Genomic DNA, 16,527 nt, shown 5'->3' with positions numbered 1-16,527 from the left:
TCCACTCGCATGCCTGCACGGTGTTACGACTTATAGGTTTTTTGACCGGGAGATCGGACAGAGTCAATGAAATCAAGGAAAAGAAGTTGGGCGATGAACCTTTCAGCAGATGGAGCGGGCTTTGAGTCGTGAAAAAGACTGGCCCTTGTGGTAATTTCTCCCACCAAAATGATAATCATGATAGCGAATTGATTTTGCTCCGGTTGTTTCATCAGGGCTTGATGAGGTTTCTAGCTCAAGATCACTAAAAACAGGTGCAGCCAGAGTCGCACTCAAGGAAGTTACAGTTTGAATACCCCTCTCGTTGTCGATCTCGACGGCACCCTGTTGCGATCAGATTTACTCTTGGAAACGGGGTTGGCGTTTGTTCGCCATCGTCCTCTAAAATTTTTCAAATTATTTAACTGGCTCATTAAGGGCAAGGCTGCGCTGAAGGCCAATCTCGCTAGGGAGGTGGACATCGATGTCAGCGTTCTCCCTTACGATCCTGCCGTATTAACCCTTATTCAGTCAGCTCGCAGTTCTGGACGAAAAGTAGTTTTGGCAACTGCGAGTCACATTTCCTTGGCTGACCGCATTGCCACTCATTTGGATGTTTTTGATCAAGTGCTCGCTTCCAATGAGGAAGTGAATCTGTCAGCACATCGCAAGCGTGACTTGCTAGTAGCAAACTTTGGTCTGAAAGGCTTCGATTACGTTGGTAACTCCCTTGATGACGTGTCTGTCTGGGAGGTTGCCCGGGAAGCTTATGTAGTGAATCCGGAGCGGGGGGTAGAGCGACGCGCCCAGTCAATGGGCAATGTCAAGGAGGTCATACGTTCGAACGTGCCCGGCTTTAAGGACTGGCGTAAGGCGTTGCGTCTGCACCAGTGGATGAAAAATATATTGATTTTCGTCCCTCTATTGGCTGCTCATCAGTTGAGCAATTACCTGTTGCTGTGGCAAGGCATCCTAGCGTTTGTATTTTTCGGGCTTTGCGCCTCTAGCGTTTATTTGCTCAACGATCTTTTGGATCTTGCGGATGACAGGCATCATGGTACCAAACGTCATCGACCTTTTGCCTCTGGCCGTTTGTCCATAGGGACAGGCCTTATGGTTTTTCCCGTATTTTTGATAGGCGCTTTCGTCGGCGCCGCACTTTTACTGCCCTGGAAATTTGTTGCGACGTTAGTTGCCTATTACGTCCTTACATTTGCCTATTCCCTCTGGTTAAAGCGGCAAATGGCGATGGACGTCATCGCACTGGCAGCTCTTTACACGTTACGTATTATTGCCGGGGCTGCTGCGTTTGGTTTGGAGCTGACCTTCTGGATCCTGGCATTTTCCATGTTCATGTTCCTCAGTCTTGCACTGGTCAAACGTTACGCTGAGCTGGGGGACGCAAGGCGCAAAGGACATACCCAAAAGACCAGAGGACGCGGTTACTACCCGGGCGATCTGGAGATGATTTCCTCATTGGGGGCTTCATCAGGTTACCTGGCGGTGATGGTGTTGGCGCTTTATATACATGATCAAGCGACCACGAGCCTTTATTCTCATCCCCAAATTATTTGGTTGGCTTGCCCGCTACTCCTGTTTTGGGTCACGCGGGTGTGGATGTTGACTCACCGGGGGCAAATGCACGATGACCCGGTGGTATTTGCTATACGGGACCGAGTGAGTCTGATGGTCGGCGCAATGTTCTGTCTCGTTTTCTGGGCGGCCGCATGAGAGCTTTGTACCAATCATGGGGGCGTTATCCCTATGAACCGCAAGTAGGACATTCCTGTCAGTGGCAGAACGATATTCCGCAGGCGCTTCAAAGCGTTGCGCGCGTTCACGGTGACAGCCTTCCATTTGGTAACGGGCGAAGTTACGGCGACAGTTGTATGGCTGCTAGTGGGCATGTCCTCGCTATGCGAGCATTGGATAAGTTTATTAAGGTCGATTGGGTAAATGGAGTTGTTCGAGCTGAAGCTGGTGTGACGCTTGCTGAAATTCTTTCGTTGGCAATTCCGCAGGGCTGGTTTCTTGCCGTGACACCTGGCACGAAGTTCGCGACTCTTGGGGGCGCGATTGCGAACGACGTGCACGGAAAGAATCACCATGTACGAGGAACGTTCGGTAATCATGTTCGCAGTTTTGGTCTTTTACGCAGTGGTCAAGAACTACTTGTTTGTTCCCCTTCGCAGAATGCCGAGCTGTTCGCTGCCACGATAGGCGGATTAGGACTTACGGGAGTGATCAGTTGGGGGGAAATCCAATTGATACCCATACGTTCCAGCCAGATCGACAGCTCGGTAGTGCGCTTCGATAATCTGTCAGATTTTTTTGCGTTGTCTAGTGAACTGGACCCACTCCATGAATATAGCGTGGCGTGGATCGATTGCCTGGCAAAAGGTAGTCAAGCGGGACGCGGGGTATTTATTGTGGGTGACCATGCATCCTATGGGAGCTTGGAGCTTGAAGCCCGTTCAAAACTGTTAGTGCCTGTATTACCACCAGTTTCACTTATCAATCAGCTTACACTAAAGGCTTTCAATGTTGCCTATTGGCACATGCATCCAGCTGTACGGGCGGATAGCAGGGTTAACTATGAGCCTTTTTTCTATCCGCTAGACCGCATCCTTCACTGGAATCGAATCTATGGTCGAAAGGGTTTTCAACAGTATCAGTGCGTAATACCGGAAAACGAGTCCGAAGCCGCCATGCGTGAATTGCTGAAAGATATTGCCGGTTCCGGACAAGGCTCATTTCTTGCGGTACTTAAGCGATGCGGCGATATCGCATCTCCCGGCTTACTGTCATTTCCGCGCCCAGGTACGTCGCTGGCTTTGGATTTTCCGCAGAATCCGATGTTGGAAAAGGTATTGTTTTCTCGTTTGGATTGCATCGTGAGAGAGGCTGGGGGACGTTTGTATCCCGCCAAAGACGCGCACATGCAAGGAACGGATTTCCGTCAGTTTTACCCATCCTGGGAGAAACTGGAAGCGCTGCGCGACCCGTCCCTCAATTCCCGCTTTTGGAGAAGAGTAACAGCATGAAACGAGTTATGATCATCGGCGCGACCTCAGCGATCGCGAATGCATGTGCTCGATTGTGGGCGGCACAGGGTAGCGAGTTTTTCCTTGTCGCACGTAATGAGGTAAAACTTGAACAGACGGCTGCCGATTTAATGGCTCGCGGTGCAAAAGCAGTAACGGTCTATAAGTTGGATATCGCTGACCTGAATGCTCACAACGAGATGGTTGAACGTGGTGTCCAGACCCTCCAGCAAATTGATATAGCATTGATTGCTCATGGCACGCTGCCCGATCAGAAACTGTGCGAGCAAGACGTGAGTTTCGCCTTGAAAGAATTCGAAAACAACGGGACTTCGGTCATCAGTCTGTTGACGGTGTTGGCGAACCAGTTCGAGCGTCAGCGCTGTGGTGCAATGGCAATAATCTCATCGGTTGCTGGCGACAGAGGCCGACCTTCCAATTATTTGTATGGTACTGCCAAGGCGGCAGTTTCAACATTCTGTGAGGGACTTCGTCCCAGAATGTTCAAGCTGGGTGTCCATGTCATGACGATCAAGCCAGGCTTCGTCGATACACCAATGACTCAGGGCTTGAAGTTGCCTTCTCTTCTATTGGCTAAGCCAGAAGACGTAGCTGAGTTGATCATGGTAGGCCTGCAGCGTAAAACAGCCGTTCTGTACACACCACGTTTTTGGAGTTTGATAATGCTCATTATCAAGCTGGTACCAAACATCGTATTCAAAAGAATAAGCTTGTAAGCCGATATTCAGCAGGGGTGTGTGTTGAAATTTAATGTTTTTTTTACAAAGTTTACAACGATTGAGCAAAGTGTGCGGCTAGTTGCATTGCTGGCTTTCGGCTTTGCGGCGTTTATCGCGCTATACTATTCAGGGCAGCCCCTGTTGGAGCAACACTCATTCAGACAAACGCAAACAGCGTTGACTTCATATTGGTTTATCAAGAGTGGTTTTAGCCTGGCATATTTAACGCCTGTTGGAGGTGCGCCATGGTCCATTCCGTTCGAGTTTCCATTGTACCAATATATTGTTTCGGTCTTTTCGATGTTGACTGGGCTCGAGTTGGGAACGGTCGGACGTGTCACCTCCTTCGTCTTCTTGGCCCTGTGCGTTTTTCCGGCTAAATCAATATGCAAGAAGCTTTCTTTCGATGATTCTGCTTTTTATATTTTTGTAGCCTTGCTGTTTTCTACGCCTATCTACTTGTTTTGGGGGCGAACTTTCATGATGGAGACAGCGGCGCTGTTTTTTGCAGTAGTCGCTGTTGATTATTTTGTATCGTTTATTCGCTCACACAACGGGTTTTACGCTGCTTTGTTCGTCCTTTTCATTGTGTTGTCGATCTTGCAGAAAGCGACCACAGGTTTCGCTGTACTGGCGGTAATGGCGTTGCTCTTTCTTTTCTATGAGCTCAATAAAAACGCGAGCTTGCTAAAATCGATTACGCCTAGAAATATCCTTTGGTGCATCGTCTTATTCGCTGTCCCGCTTGCGATAGGATACGGTTGGACCCGATACACCGATGTCGTGAAAGTGGAGAGCGAATTTGGTCGTTCAATCACTTCTGCCGCGTTGGCTAAATGGAACTGGGGAACGTTGGAGCAACGGTTCTCCATGAAGCTGTACGATGACGTCTTGTGGGGGCGAGTACTAAAGGATAACTTTTCCGGTTTCGTAGGTTTACTTGTTATTGTTGGTGCTTTGATTTGCTCCAAAACTGCGATGTTGAGACGAGCGGTTTTCGTCTCGCTGGTCTTGGGTCTGGCTCCGTTTTTGATTTTTACCAATCTGCACTTGATTCATAATTATTATCAGAGTGCTAATGTCTTTTTTCTGGTTTTTGCCTTGGCGTTGGCCCTCGCCGACAGAATGCAGAGTAGCGCGGAAAGTAAAAGTTGGATTTTTTGCATCTTTCTTGCCTTGGTCATTAATAACTACATTTCATTCGCAAACGGATATTTCACAAGTGTGAAAGAAACCTTTACGACAGGGAATTCCAAAGATTTGAATATTGCTTCGGTTTTGAAGCGGGGTATAACGGAAGATCAGGCTTTCGTTGCTTTTGGAAATGACTGGAGTTCGGTTCTTTCCTATTACTCGGAGCGAAGATCTTTCACAGTGCCGAGTTGGTTCAAAGGTTACAGTGCTGTGGTGGAAAATCCAGAATCGTTCCTGGGGGGCGCCGTTCTGGGGGGCGAAGTTATCTGTCCTGATGCCAGAAAGCCCCATGTGCAACATCTAACAGGTCTGGTTAATGATCCTCGATGGAAGGTTTCCGAAGTAGCTGGATGCTACGTCGCATTGCAGAAAAAACAACTCGGTCTGGACTATCCGAAGACTGATGTGTCTACGTGTGAAGGAAGCCTCGATTATATTGGGACCGAGGGAGCAGAAGTGGTAAACACGATGAGGGTACGTGGCTGGACTACTACATCGGGTAAACAGAATCTTGTGCCGGAAGCCGTTTACGTGACACTGACGAATTCCGCAGGAGTGACTTCCTTCTACGACACAATCCAATTTCCAAGGGTTGACGTTAGCGAGTATTTTGCAGTTCCAAATCTAGGTCCCTCAGGCTTTGGAGTGATGATCAATGCCGTCCTTCCAGGTAACTACCAGGTCGGTGTTGCCAGAGTCGTCGATAAGCGACTGGAATCTTGCCAGTTTCGTAAAGAATTGCAGGTTAATAAATGAACAGTATTAAGATTGGCAGTCGCATCGTAATTCCGGGAGGGGCGGGCCTGGTAGGTCAGAATTTGGTCGCGCGATTAAGAGCTAAAGGTTATACCAATATTACCGTTCTTGATAAGCATCGGGCGAACCTAGCTATTTTGAAACAAGTCCAACCAGATGTTTTGGTTCAATACGCGGATCTCGCGGAGCCTGGCGAGTGGCAGAAACACGTCATTGACGCCGATGTCGTGGTGATGCTGCAGGCGCAGATCGGTGGAAACGATTACGAAGAGTTTGTACGTAACAATGTCACTACTACAAAGCTGATTCTTGACGCCGTTCAGCTCAATGGCTCGCCTTATGTTGTGCATGTCAGTTCTTCGGTCGTGGAGTCTGTCGCGGACGACTTCTATACGAGAAGCAAAAAAACGCAGGAGCAGATGGTGCTTGATAGTGGTGTGGCATGCCCTATATTGCGTCCTACGTTAATGTTTGGTTGGTTTGATCGAAAACATCTGGGATGGCTGTCCAGATTCATGAAACGTGTGCCAGTATTTCCTATTCCCGGTAACGGCCGTTTTATGCGTCAACCCCTTTATGTTGGCGATTTTTGTAATGTGATTATTAGTTGTATCGAGCAACGCGTTGGTCCTGGTATCTACAATATTACGGGGCACGAGAAAGTTGACTACGTAGATATTATTCGTCAAATAAAACACAGTATTGGTGCGAAAACACCAATCATTCATATTCCGTACGGGATTTTTTACTCGTTAATATGGATCTGGTCGCTATTTGACAAAAACCCTCCTTTTACAACTCAACAACTTGCGGCGCTCAGTGCGAAAGATGAATTCGAGGTGATCGATTGGCCTGGGATATTCAACGTACCTTGTACGCCGTTTGCTGATGCGATCAACGAAACGTTCAATGATCCGGTGTATGGCAAAGTGATTCTGGAGTTTTAATCATGGGTCAACGTATAGCAGTGTTGGGTGCTGGGCCCATGGGATTGGCGGTGGCCTATCAATTGGCCCGTGATGGTCATACCCCGGTTATCTTCGAGGCCGATGACAGGGTGGGCGGCATGACTGCCGCTTTTGATTTTTCGGGCCTGAGCATCGAGCGCTACTATCACTTCCATTGCATTTCAGATCACGCTTTTCTCACTGTTCTCGGCGAGTTGGGCCTGTCTGACAAAATGCGTTGGGTAGAAACGAAGATGGGCTATTGGTATCAGAACGAACTTCAGCCCTGGGGTAATCCTGTCGCGCTGCTGAAGTTTCGTGGCCTGAGTATGGTGGCCAAGATTCGCTATGGCTTTCACGCCTTTCTCTGCACCAAGCGAAATGACTGGCGGCCTCTGGACAACGTAGAGGCTACTGGCTGGATCAAGCGTTGGGTGGGGGCTGAAGCCTGGGAGGTGCTTTGGCGCCGTCTGTTCGACTATAAGTTTTATGAGTACACAGATAATCTATCTGCCGCCTGGATCTGGAGCCGGATTCGACGTATCGGTCGTTCGCGCTTTAGTTTGTTCCGCGAGAAGCTTGGATACCTGGAAGGAGGGTCAGATACATTACTTCAAACCATGAAAAAGGACATCGAAGCCCATGGTGGTGAAATCCGTCTGAGCTCGCCTGTAACGCAGGTGCTAATGGACGGTAATAAGGTCCATGGTGTCAAGGTGGCGGGGCAAATCGAACACTTCGATAAGGTGATCAGTACGATTCCTCTGCCTTACGTACCGAAAATTATGCCTGACTTGCCAGCTGATGTACTGGCTCGTTTCGAGTCTCTGAAGAACGTAGCTGTTGTATGCGTGATTGTTAAACTAACCAAAGCACTCACAGAGAACTTCTGGCTGAATACGAACGATCCGGAAATGGATATTCCAGGGCTAGTTGAGTATACAAATCTGCGTCCATTGGGGCAGCACATCGTGTATGTTCCCTTCTATATGCCTGGTGATAATCCGAAGTTTAGAGACTCCGACGCCGTATTCATTGAAAAAGTGCGAACCTATCTGAAAAAAATAAACCCTGCGTTGTCGGACTCGGACTTTATCGAGCTGCGTGCCAGTCGTTATCGTTACGCACAACCTATTTGTGATCCCGGTTACCTGGATAGGCTTCCGCCGGTATCCCTTCCAGTTGAAGGTTTGTGGGTTGCCGATACATCTTATTATTACCCTGAAGATCGCGGGATTTCCGAGAGTATTGGGTTTGGCAGAAATTTGGCACGGGACGCAAGTCGTTGATCAAGCACTTTGCATCGCGTCAGTTTCTTGTATTCCTGTTAACCGGCGGGGCTGCGGCAGCGGTAAACTTCGGCTCACGAATTTTGTATAGCCTGTGGTTTGACTTCTCTACAGCAGTTATCTTCGCGTATATCACCGGAATGATTACTGCATTCTGTCTGATAAAATGCTTTGTTTTTACTAAAAGTGAGCAATCAACACAGCGATCAATTTTGTTTTTTATCTTGGTCAATTTAGTTGCGGTTGCACAAACTTGGGCGATCAGCCTCGGATTGGCTTTTTATGTTTTACCTACACTAGGGGTCAGCTCATTTCAACACGAAATAGCTCATGCAGTGGGGGTGGCGGTGCCTGTTTTCACCAGCTACATTGGACATAAACGATGGTCATTCAAATGATGTCCAAGCGCGTGACGAAGGACTTTTATTTATCTGTCATCCAATGTCTCCGCGCAACCAAGTGCGACGAGAGGTCAAGAGGATCACGGCTATTTCAGGATTTCTTCATTCATGAATAATGGTTGGATTGTGCCGATCGTCACCGGCGTCTCATTTTTTCTGACGTGGCTTATTCGTCGTTATGCACTGGCGCAGAGTTTGCTCGATGTGCCTAATGCCCGCAGCTCTCACACTGTCCCTACACCGCGGGGAGGCGGGGTTGCCATTGTGCTGGCATTCTTGCTGGCTTTGGGGTTGATGCTATCGAGCGGGCTCATCTCTTTCAGCGTCTTCGCAGCAAACGTCGGCGCTGGCGGGCTGATCGCCGCTATCGGGTTCATGGATGACCATGGCCATATCGCTGCTCGCTGGCGTCTTTTAGGGCATTTTTGCGCCACCGCTTGGGGCTTATACTGGCTGGGCGGATTGCCACCGATCAGCGTTTTCGGTATGAGTCTGGAGTTGGGCTGGGCCGGAAATGTCCTGGGGGCAATCTATTTGGTATGGCTGCTCAATCTCTACAATTTCATGGATGGTATTGATGGCATCGCCAGTGTCGAGGCGATATGCGTTTGTTTAAGTGCCAGCTTGTTATATTGGATTGATGGGGCTCAAAGCCTGATCTGGGCACCGTTGCTGCTGTCGGTTTCCGTTGCTGGATTTCTGTGCTGGAACTTTCCACCTGCCCGGATCTTCATGGGGGATGCTGGCAGTGGCTTCTTGGGGATCATACTTGGGCTGCTTTCGCTGCAGGCCGCATGGGAGCGACCTCAGTTGCTATGGGCTTGGTTGATCCTGCTGGGAGTATTTATCGTTGACGCAACGTTCACTTTGCTTCGTCGCCTGTTTCGAGGTGACAAGGTCTATGAAGCCCATCGCAGTCACGCGTATCAGTTTGCTTCACGTCGGTTCGGTAAGCATTTGCCCGTGACCCTTGCGGTCGGCTTCGTTAATCTGTTCTGGCTGCTACCCATCGCTCTGTGCGTGACACATTTTGAACTCGAAGGGAGTATTGGGGTCATTTTGGCTTATGCGCCTCTGTTGTTTCTGGCAGTAAAGTTTCGGGCTGGTGAGCTCGAGGCTGATCAAGCGTAGAGATGGCTATGCGGGTGCTATTTAGGTTTACAGTGCTACCGGTGTTTCCGCAGGTTTCAATGTAGCAATTTGGCCGATTTGAGGGAGCATTTAGAGGTGAGTGACGGGTTTATGGACAAAATAAGGGTTTATCTGCTTGGGCTTCCACGCCGCAAAAAGCGATTGATTCAGGTCGCTACTGACGTTGTATTGGTGTGGATTGCTCTGTGGCTGGCCTTCATTGTCCGCCTTGGCATTGATGACATGTACAATCCGCTCAGAGTGCATTTCTGGCTCTTCGCCTGCGCTCCTGTTATTGCCATTCCTCTCTTTATCCGTTTCGGCATGTATCGAGCGGTGATGCGCTATTTTGGCAATGATGCGCTCATTGCGATCATCAAGGCCGTCAGCCTCTCGTCACTTATCCTTGCCCTTGTTGTCTATTGGTACAGCAATCACGAAGCGGTCGTACCACGCTCCATTATTTTCAACTACTGGTGGCTTAGTCTGGTGGTTATCGGGGGGCTACGCCTTTGTATGCGTCAGTACTTCATGGGGGACTGGTTCACTGCTGCGCAACATGTGCCCTTTGCTAATCGCGATGACGGGCTGACCAAAGTAGCTATTTATGGTGCCGGGGTTGCCGGTAATCAATTGGTGGCAGCGTTGAGAATGGGGCGGGTTATGCGTCCGGTCGCCTTCGTCGACGACGATGCAAGCATTGCTGATCGCTCTATTTCAGGCCTTCAAGTCTATAAACCCAAATATATTCAACAAATGATTGATGTGACCGGGGCTCAGGAAATTCTTTTGGCGTTGCCATCCTCCACCCGTGCACGACGCAGAGAAATCCTCAATCTACTGGAAGGATTTCCGCTTCACGTTCGTAGTGTCCCGAATTTCACCGATCTGGCCAGTGGCCGAGTGAAGGTCGATGATATCCAGGAAGTCGATATTGCGGATTTGCTCGGACGCGATGCGGTGCCGGCACAACCTGACCTGCTCGAGCGTTGTATCAAGGGTAAGACTGTCATGGTGACTGGTGCCGGCGGCTCGATCGGCACAGAGCTTTGCAGGCAGATATGCTCTTTGGGGCCGACGACCCTTTTGTTGTTTGACCACAGTGAGTTCAACCTTTACAGCATTTTGTCAGAGCTGGAGCAGCGGGTCTGTCGGGAGTCGCTGTCAGTGCGTTTGTTACCAATACTCGGTTCAATTCGACATCAAGAAAAGCTTCTGGATGTGATGAAGACTTGGCGCGTGGAGACGGTTTATCATGCGGCCGCTTATAAGCACGTCCCGATGGTGGAGCACAATATTGCCGAAGGCGTGCTCAATAATGTGATTGGCACCCTCAATACTGCACAGACTGCATTGCAGTCGGGTGTTGCCAACTTCGTATTGATCTCCACGGATAAAGCAGTGCGGCCAACTAATGTGATGGGCAGCACAAAGCGTCTGGCCGAGTTGACACTTCAGGCGCTGAGCCATGAGCTGGCTCCCGTGCTGTTTGGCGATAAAGCCAATGTTTGCCATGTGAATAGAACACGTTTCACCATGGTACGTTTCGGCAATGTCCTGGGTTCTTCCGGCTCGGTGATCCCACTCTTCCACAATCAAATCAAGTCTGGTGGCCCCTTGACGGTCACTCATCCAAAGATTACCCGTTATTTCATGACTATCCCCGAAGCGGCGCAACTGGTCATCCAGGCTGGCTCCATGGGCCAGGGCGGCGAAGTATTCGTGCTGGACATGGGGGAGCCGGTGAAAATTGTCGAGTTGGCCGAGAAGATGATCCACCTGTCCGGCTTGAGCATTCGCTCGGAAAAGAATCCACATGGCGACATCTCCATCGAGTTTACCGGCTTGCGCCCTGGCGAGAAGTTGTACGAGGAGTTGTTGATCGGCGACAACGTGGCAGCCACCCGACATCCGATGATAATGAGCGCCAGCGAGGACCATCTGCCTTGGGATGTTCTCAAGGGGCGCTTGACGGAATTGCTGATTGCTGTCGAGCAGGACGATTATTCTCGCGTTCGCCAACTCCTTCGTGAAACGGTCAGCGGCTATATGCCTGACGGCGAGATTGTTGACTGGATTTACCAGCAACGTCACCTGGAACCCTGATTGTTTCACATCCTGTAACTGACACATTTTTGACAGATCCATGTCATCGCCTAAGTTTGGAAGGCAGCTTCGGAAAAGCTGCTTATTCCAATCGATGTCATGGAGCTTCAATTATGCGTACAGGATATTTCTACTCTCTGTTTTTTGCCCTGCTCACTAGCGCATCAATTGCCGCGGTAGCGGCACCAGCCCCCACAACTGAGACTGTGAAAGTGCCCGCTATGGTGGACGCTGCCGCCAAGATTACCACCGCAAAAGTCGATCTCAACGAGGCTGATGCACCGACACTGCAACGAGAGCTGGCGGGGATAGGGGAGGCCAAGGCGAAGGCGATTGTTGCATATCGTGAGAGTAATGGACCTTTTGCTTCGGTAGATGAGTTGTTGGAAGTGAAAGGGATCGGCAAGGCAATTCTCGATCGAAACCGCGAAAAGATTGAGGTGAACTAAATTTATCTGCCAGCGCCAGAGGCCGGTCATTGACCGGCCTTTTTGCATCGCGCGCCAGGCATGGCGCGTTGTGCCTAAGCGCAACCAGCTTGGCCTTGCTGGCCTTGCTGGCGACTTGGAGGTGAAGGTCCTCTACGCACCCGCAAGGGGAAGTGTTAGCCAGAGGCAAGGGTGTCGCGGGTGACTGCGAATCTGAAGGACGCCTGAGGCAAAATGCTGGCCGGACGAATAGGAAGCGGATCAGGCAGCGTAGTTGGGTAAGGTGGCAATGTTCACTAAAGCCCAATACTTGCACGGAACGCTACGACGTAAATCCAACAGGCATAAGCAGGAAGGTCGCGCGAATTACCCTGGGAGATCTGCTCATTTGCCACAGTGCTACTGGGCGTCGAAAGGCGATGGGATGAGTGTGTAGAGGTCTGCCGAAGCCGTATTAAGTGGTGAATAACCGTGTCACCAAGGGCCGAACAGGTTATGCCGCCGGTAGGTGTCAGAGTCTCAACGCGTAGTCAGTAAAAAGGCGCGCCGAGTGCCGATGACATGACGGTCAACCAATTAGAGGACTTCGTGAAACAGTTCTGGCCAACCTTCAAGGTTCGGTTGTTGGCCGGCGTATACCACACGCAAGGTGTGCGTGCCGTAGACATCCCCAAAGCCCGAAGGCGGAGCCCGTAAGTTGGGTATCCGCAGTGTCGTGGATCGCCTGATTCAGCAGGCACTGCTGCAACAACTCACGCCGATCTTCGACCCTTTGTTCTTGGACTATAGCTGCGGCTTTAGTCCGGGCAGAATCGCTCACCAAACCACCAAACCACCAAACCATCAAAACAGCCCGCGCCCATGTGGCTGCTGGTTGCCGTTGGTGCGTGGGAACTTGATCTGGAGAAGTTCTTTGATCGGGTCAACACACGATGTATTGATGGCTTACATCGAGCGTCAAATCGAAGACAAACGGGTACTCACGCTGATCCGTCGTTATCTCGAATCGGGGACGATGTCAGGCGGACTCGTCAGCCGACGGCAGGAAGGCACGCCGCAAGGCGGCCTGCTCTCGCCGTTGCTGTCGAATATCTTCCTCAATGAACTCGGCAGCGAACTGGGACGGCGGGGGTCAACGTTTCGTACGTTATGCCGACGACACCAACATTAATGTGTGCAGTCGCCGTGCCGACGCACTAGTGATGGCCGGCGTTGAGCGTTTCCTGATCCAGCGCCTGAAACTGACACTGAATCGGGACAAGAGGCGAGTGGCCGGGTCGTGGATGTGTGATTACTTGGGCTATGGATGAGCTGGCATCAACAGCCAAGTTTGCGAGTGGCAACGATGAGTCTGCGTCACTTACGAGATCGGCTCGGGGCGCTTCTGCGCGGAGCACGAGGGAGAAAAATGACCTATACCATTGAGCGAATAAACCCTGTGCTGCGAGAGTGGGTGGCTACTACAAGCTCACTCAGGGCAAGCGTGCTTTGGAGAGACTTGATGGATGGGGGCGTCACAAGCTTCGTTGTGCTCTGCTGCGGCAATGGAAACGGCCCTCTGCGAGGACACGCAGGGCTTAATCGCATAATCTGTGCCGTATACGGAGCCGTGCGTACGGTGGTGTGAGAGGACGCGGTCGCGGGACCGCCTCCTACTCGATTGATCAAGGTGTCCGAGACGCCGTAATTGTCGGTTTTGAAATTACGGCTATCATATTACATTTGAATTATGCCTATAATAAAATCATCGTCCGTTGCAGCGCCCTGAAAAAGCGGTGCTCGCTTTCCTAAACATTCCCCGGAGCTTAGCCATGACTTCCACCCAGTCCCAAGGTGTCGCGCTCGTCACCGGTGCGTCTTCCGGTATTGGTGCCATTTATGCCGAGCGCCTGGCGGCGCGTGGTTTCGATTTGTTGTTGATCGCCCGTGATCAAGAGAGGCTGGAGGCTGCGGCGATCAAATTACGAAATGAACATGGCGTTCAGGTCGAGGTGCTCAAGGCAGACCTCACGTACAAGGACGATGTGCTGAAGATTGAACAGCGTTTGCGTAGCGACTCCAGTATCAGTCTGTTGTTGAACAACGCGGGTGTTGCGGCCGATGGATTGTTGGCCAACTCCGATATGGAGCAGTTGGAGCGCTTGATTCAGTTGAATGTTACGACGGTCACGCGATTGGCGTCGGCTGCGGCCTCCAGTTTTGCTAAGGCGGGTCGGGGTACGATCATCAACATTGCCTCAGTTGTGGCGCTATTTCCCGAGCGGTTTAATGCGACTTACAGTGCCAGCAAGGCATATGTTCTGAGTTTGACTCAATCATTGAATGCCGAACTTGAAGGCACCGGGGTCAAGGTTCAAGCGGTGTTACCTGGCGTTACACGTACAGAAATCTGGGAGCGCTCTGGCATTGATGCCAGCGGCATTCCGGCGCAGATGATTATGGAGGCTGGAGAAATGGTTGGTGCCGCACTATCCGGTCTCGACCAGGGAGAATTGATCACCATTCCTTCGTTGCCGGATGCCGGCGAGTGGGATGCTTTTGTTGCGGCCCGCCTAGTGATGGCGCCGAACCTGTCCAGAGACAGAGCTGCCGCACGCTACAAATGAGGCGTCATGAATTGGCTGGAGGTGTTTGTGTTATGAGTGATCGTCGAGTGGTAGTAACCGGCATGGGATTGGTGTCGCCGCTGGGTAGCGGTGTAGAAGCGGTTTGGTCGCGTTTGTTGGCCGGGCGCTCCGGTCTGCGAAATCTGCCGGATGAGATCGTCAGCGATCTGCCGGCCAAGGTCGGAGGCTGCGTGCCAACGCTGTTGGAAGATGCAGAGGCGGGTTTTGACCCTGACCTAGCGACGCTGCCCAAAGAGCAGAAGAAGATGGATCGTTTCATCCTTTTCTCCATGGAGGCTGCGCGTCAGGCCTTGGACCAGGCAGGCTGGCAAGCGTTGGATGCCTATGCCCAAGAGCGTACGGCGACCATCATTGGTTCAGGAGTAGGTGGCTTCGGTGCGATTGCCGACGCGGTACGCACCACCGACAGCCGCGGCCCTCGACGATTGTCTCCATTTACCATTCCGTCATTTTTGGTCAATCTCGCGGCGGGCCACGTGTCAATCCAGCATGGATTCAAAGGCCCCATTGGTGCGCCGGTTACTGCATGCGCAGCGGGGGTTCAAGCGATTGGCGATGCTGCGCGTCTGATTCGCTGCGGTGAAGCAGATATCGCTATATGTGGGGGGGCTGAGGCGGCGATCGATCGCGTCAGTCTCGCCGGATTTGCTGCGGCTCGTGCTCTATCCAGCGGTTACAATGAAACCCCGGAGCGCGCCTCACGACCTTTTGACAGTGGTCGCGACGGTTTCGTAATGGGCGAGGGGGCTGGCTTACTGGTGATCGAGTCCTTGGAGCATGCCTTGGCCCGTGGTGCTAAACCGCTGGCCGAGCTGGTCGGGTATGGTACCAGCGCAGATGCCTATCACTTGACCGCAGGCCCCGAAGACGGCAATGGTGCACGCAGGGCGATGTCATTGGCCTTGGCCCAGGCTGGTATTTCCCCGGAGCAGGTTCAACACCTCAACGCTCACGCCACTTCGACACCTGTCGGGGATTTGGGAGAGTTGGCGGCTATCAAAGCGTTGTTTGGTACGGATAAATCGGTGGCAGTGACTTCGACAAAATCGGCTACAGGGCATTTGCTTGGCGCAGCCGGCGGGATCGAGGCGATTTTTACCTTGTTGGCGATTCGTGATCAAATTGTCCCGGCCACTCTCAATCTGAATAACCCCGACCCGGCCGCCGTAGGTGTAGACATCGTTCATGGCGCTGCGCGGTCAATGCCGATCGAATACGCGCTATCCAATGGCTTCGGTTTTGGCGGCGTCAATGCCAGCGTGCTTTTCAGACGCTGGGAGGGTTAGCCGCCTAGCTGCTTGAGGTAAGAGTTCGTGACGTCGAGAATACGCTGAGCCAGTTCGGTATTCTCGACACTGCGTGATAGCAGCAACGCCCCGACCAGCGTCGACATGATGACGATGCTGCGATCTCTGGCATCTTCGCCTTCAAACGTGCTTTGCACTTGTTCCAATCGCGCATTGAGTACGACATCGGTGGTCGGGCTTGGCTGCCCGCGTAAACCAAGCTCCGATGACATGGTCGGCAGCGGGCACCCCTGATGAGGCGACGTCTGATGCCACTCGGATAGATAGCTGTCGATGAACGCGTGAAGTGGGTGTTCCTTGGCGAATAGCATTGCGCAGTGAGCATCTAGTTCTTCACCAGCCGCCTGGAGAGCTTTTTCCACCAACTCGTCCTTGGACTTGAAGTGCGAGTAAAATCCGCCGTGAGTCAGCCCCAACGCCTTCATCAATGGCTGAAGACCGGTCGCGCTGATCCCATCCCTACGGAATCGTGCAGAGGCTTCTTTGATGATGCGTTGATGAGTCTGGGCTTTGTGGTCCTGCGAGTAACGCATTTCAAATCTCCGCAACAATGCGCCATCTTAAACAATCTTGATTGG

13 protein-coding genes and 1 pseudogene are annotated in these 16,527 nt (G+C 51.5%); 13 read left to right on the top strand and 1 reads right to left on the bottom strand.

Annotation, left to right across the window (positions count from 1 at the left end; all coding sequences use genetic code 11):
* The first annotated feature begins 288 nt into the window (after positions 1-288).
* The 13 genes and pseudogenes from ACWIKB_RS16080 to fabF all read left to right on the top strand — a co-directional run bounded on the left by ACWIKB_RS16080 (position 289) and on the right by fabF (position 15,928).
* Entirely contained in the window at positions 289-1,710 is a 1,422-nt protein-coding gene (locus tag ACWIKB_RS16080; RefSeq protein WP_475268073.1) for a UbiA family prenyltransferase, read from the top strand.
* Positions 1,707-3,023, top strand: coding sequence for an FAD-binding oxidoreductase (locus ACWIKB_RS16075; RefSeq protein WP_475268072.1), 1,317 nt, complete (start codon positions 1,707-1,709; stop codon positions 3,021-3,023). Before ACWIKB_RS16080 ends, ACWIKB_RS16075 begins: the two co-directional genes overlap by 4 nt.
* Entirely contained in the window at positions 3,020-3,760 is a 741-nt protein-coding gene (locus tag ACWIKB_RS16070; protein WP_475268070.1) for an SDR family oxidoreductase, read from the top strand. Before ACWIKB_RS16075 ends, ACWIKB_RS16070 begins: the two co-directional genes overlap by 4 nt.
* A 24-nt stretch (positions 3,761-3,784) precedes the next feature.
* Complete coding sequence (locus tag ACWIKB_RS16065; protein ID WP_475268069.1) at positions 3,785-5,713, top strand: glycosyltransferase family protein; 1,929 nt, start codon at positions 3,785-3,787, stop codon at positions 5,711-5,713.
* Positions 5,710-6,660, top strand: a complete 951-nt coding sequence (locus ACWIKB_RS16060; protein WP_475268067.1) for an NAD-dependent epimerase/dehydratase family protein — start codon at positions 5,710-5,712, stop codon at positions 6,658-6,660. Before ACWIKB_RS16065 ends, ACWIKB_RS16060 begins: the two co-directional genes overlap by 4 nt.
* A gap of 2 nt (positions 6,661-6,662) precedes the next feature.
* Entirely contained in the window at positions 6,663-7,949 is a 1,287-nt protein-coding gene (locus ACWIKB_RS16055; protein ID WP_475268065.1) for an NAD(P)/FAD-dependent oxidoreductase, read from the top strand.
* Positions 7,946-8,347: a GtrA family protein gene (locus ACWIKB_RS16050; protein ID WP_475268063.1), complete on the top strand. Its 402-nt coding sequence runs from the start codon at positions 7,946-7,948 to the stop codon at positions 8,345-8,347. The genes ACWIKB_RS16055 and ACWIKB_RS16050 overlap by 4 nt, the downstream gene beginning before the upstream one ends.
* A 111-nt stretch (positions 8,348-8,458) precedes the next feature.
* Positions 8,459-9,481, top strand: coding sequence for an MraY family glycosyltransferase (locus tag ACWIKB_RS16045; RefSeq protein WP_475268061.1), 1,023 nt, complete (start codon positions 8,459-8,461; stop codon positions 9,479-9,481).
* Between the two features lie 111 nt (positions 9,482-9,592).
* Complete coding sequence (locus ACWIKB_RS16040; protein WP_475268242.1) at positions 9,593-11,587, top strand: polysaccharide biosynthesis protein; 1,995 nt, start codon at positions 9,593-9,595, stop codon at positions 11,585-11,587.
* A 113-nt stretch (positions 11,588-11,700) separates the two neighbouring features.
* Positions 11,701-12,036, top strand: coding sequence for a ComEA family DNA-binding protein (locus ACWIKB_RS16035; RefSeq protein WP_475268059.1), 336 nt, complete (start codon positions 11,701-11,703; stop codon positions 12,034-12,036).
* 516 nt (positions 12,037-12,552) lie between these two features.
* A pseudogene (gene ltrA, locus ACWIKB_RS16030) lies at positions 12,553-13,587 on the top strand (group II intron reverse transcriptase/maturase); the annotation flags it as partial.
* A 239-nt stretch (positions 13,588-13,826) separates the two neighbouring features.
* The gene (locus ACWIKB_RS16025) at positions 13,827-14,621 is read left to right on the top strand and encodes an SDR family NAD(P)-dependent oxidoreductase (protein ID WP_475268057.1); all 795 of its coding nucleotides are present in this window, start codon (positions 13,827-13,829) and stop codon (positions 14,619-14,621) included.
* A gap of 32 nt (positions 14,622-14,653) precedes the next feature.
* Positions 14,654-15,928 (top strand): beta-ketoacyl-ACP synthase II, encoded by a 1,275-nt coding sequence (fabF, locus tag ACWIKB_RS16020; RefSeq protein ID WP_475268055.1) that lies wholly within the window; start codon positions 14,654-14,656, stop codon positions 15,926-15,928.
* On the opposite strand, the gene ACWIKB_RS16015 is transcribed toward fabF, so the two are convergent.
* Complete coding sequence (locus ACWIKB_RS16015; RefSeq protein WP_475268053.1) at positions 15,925-16,482, bottom strand: TetR/AcrR family transcriptional regulator; 558 nt, start codon at positions 16,480-16,482, stop codon at positions 15,925-15,927. The two genes, fabF and ACWIKB_RS16015, sit on opposite strands and share 4 nt — an antisense overlap.
* Positions 16,483-16,527: the final 45 nt, after the last annotated feature.

Source organism: Pseudomonas sp. 5Vm1k, from assembly GCF_056161485.1.
This window is presented reverse-complemented; position numbering and strand designations above follow the sequence as displayed.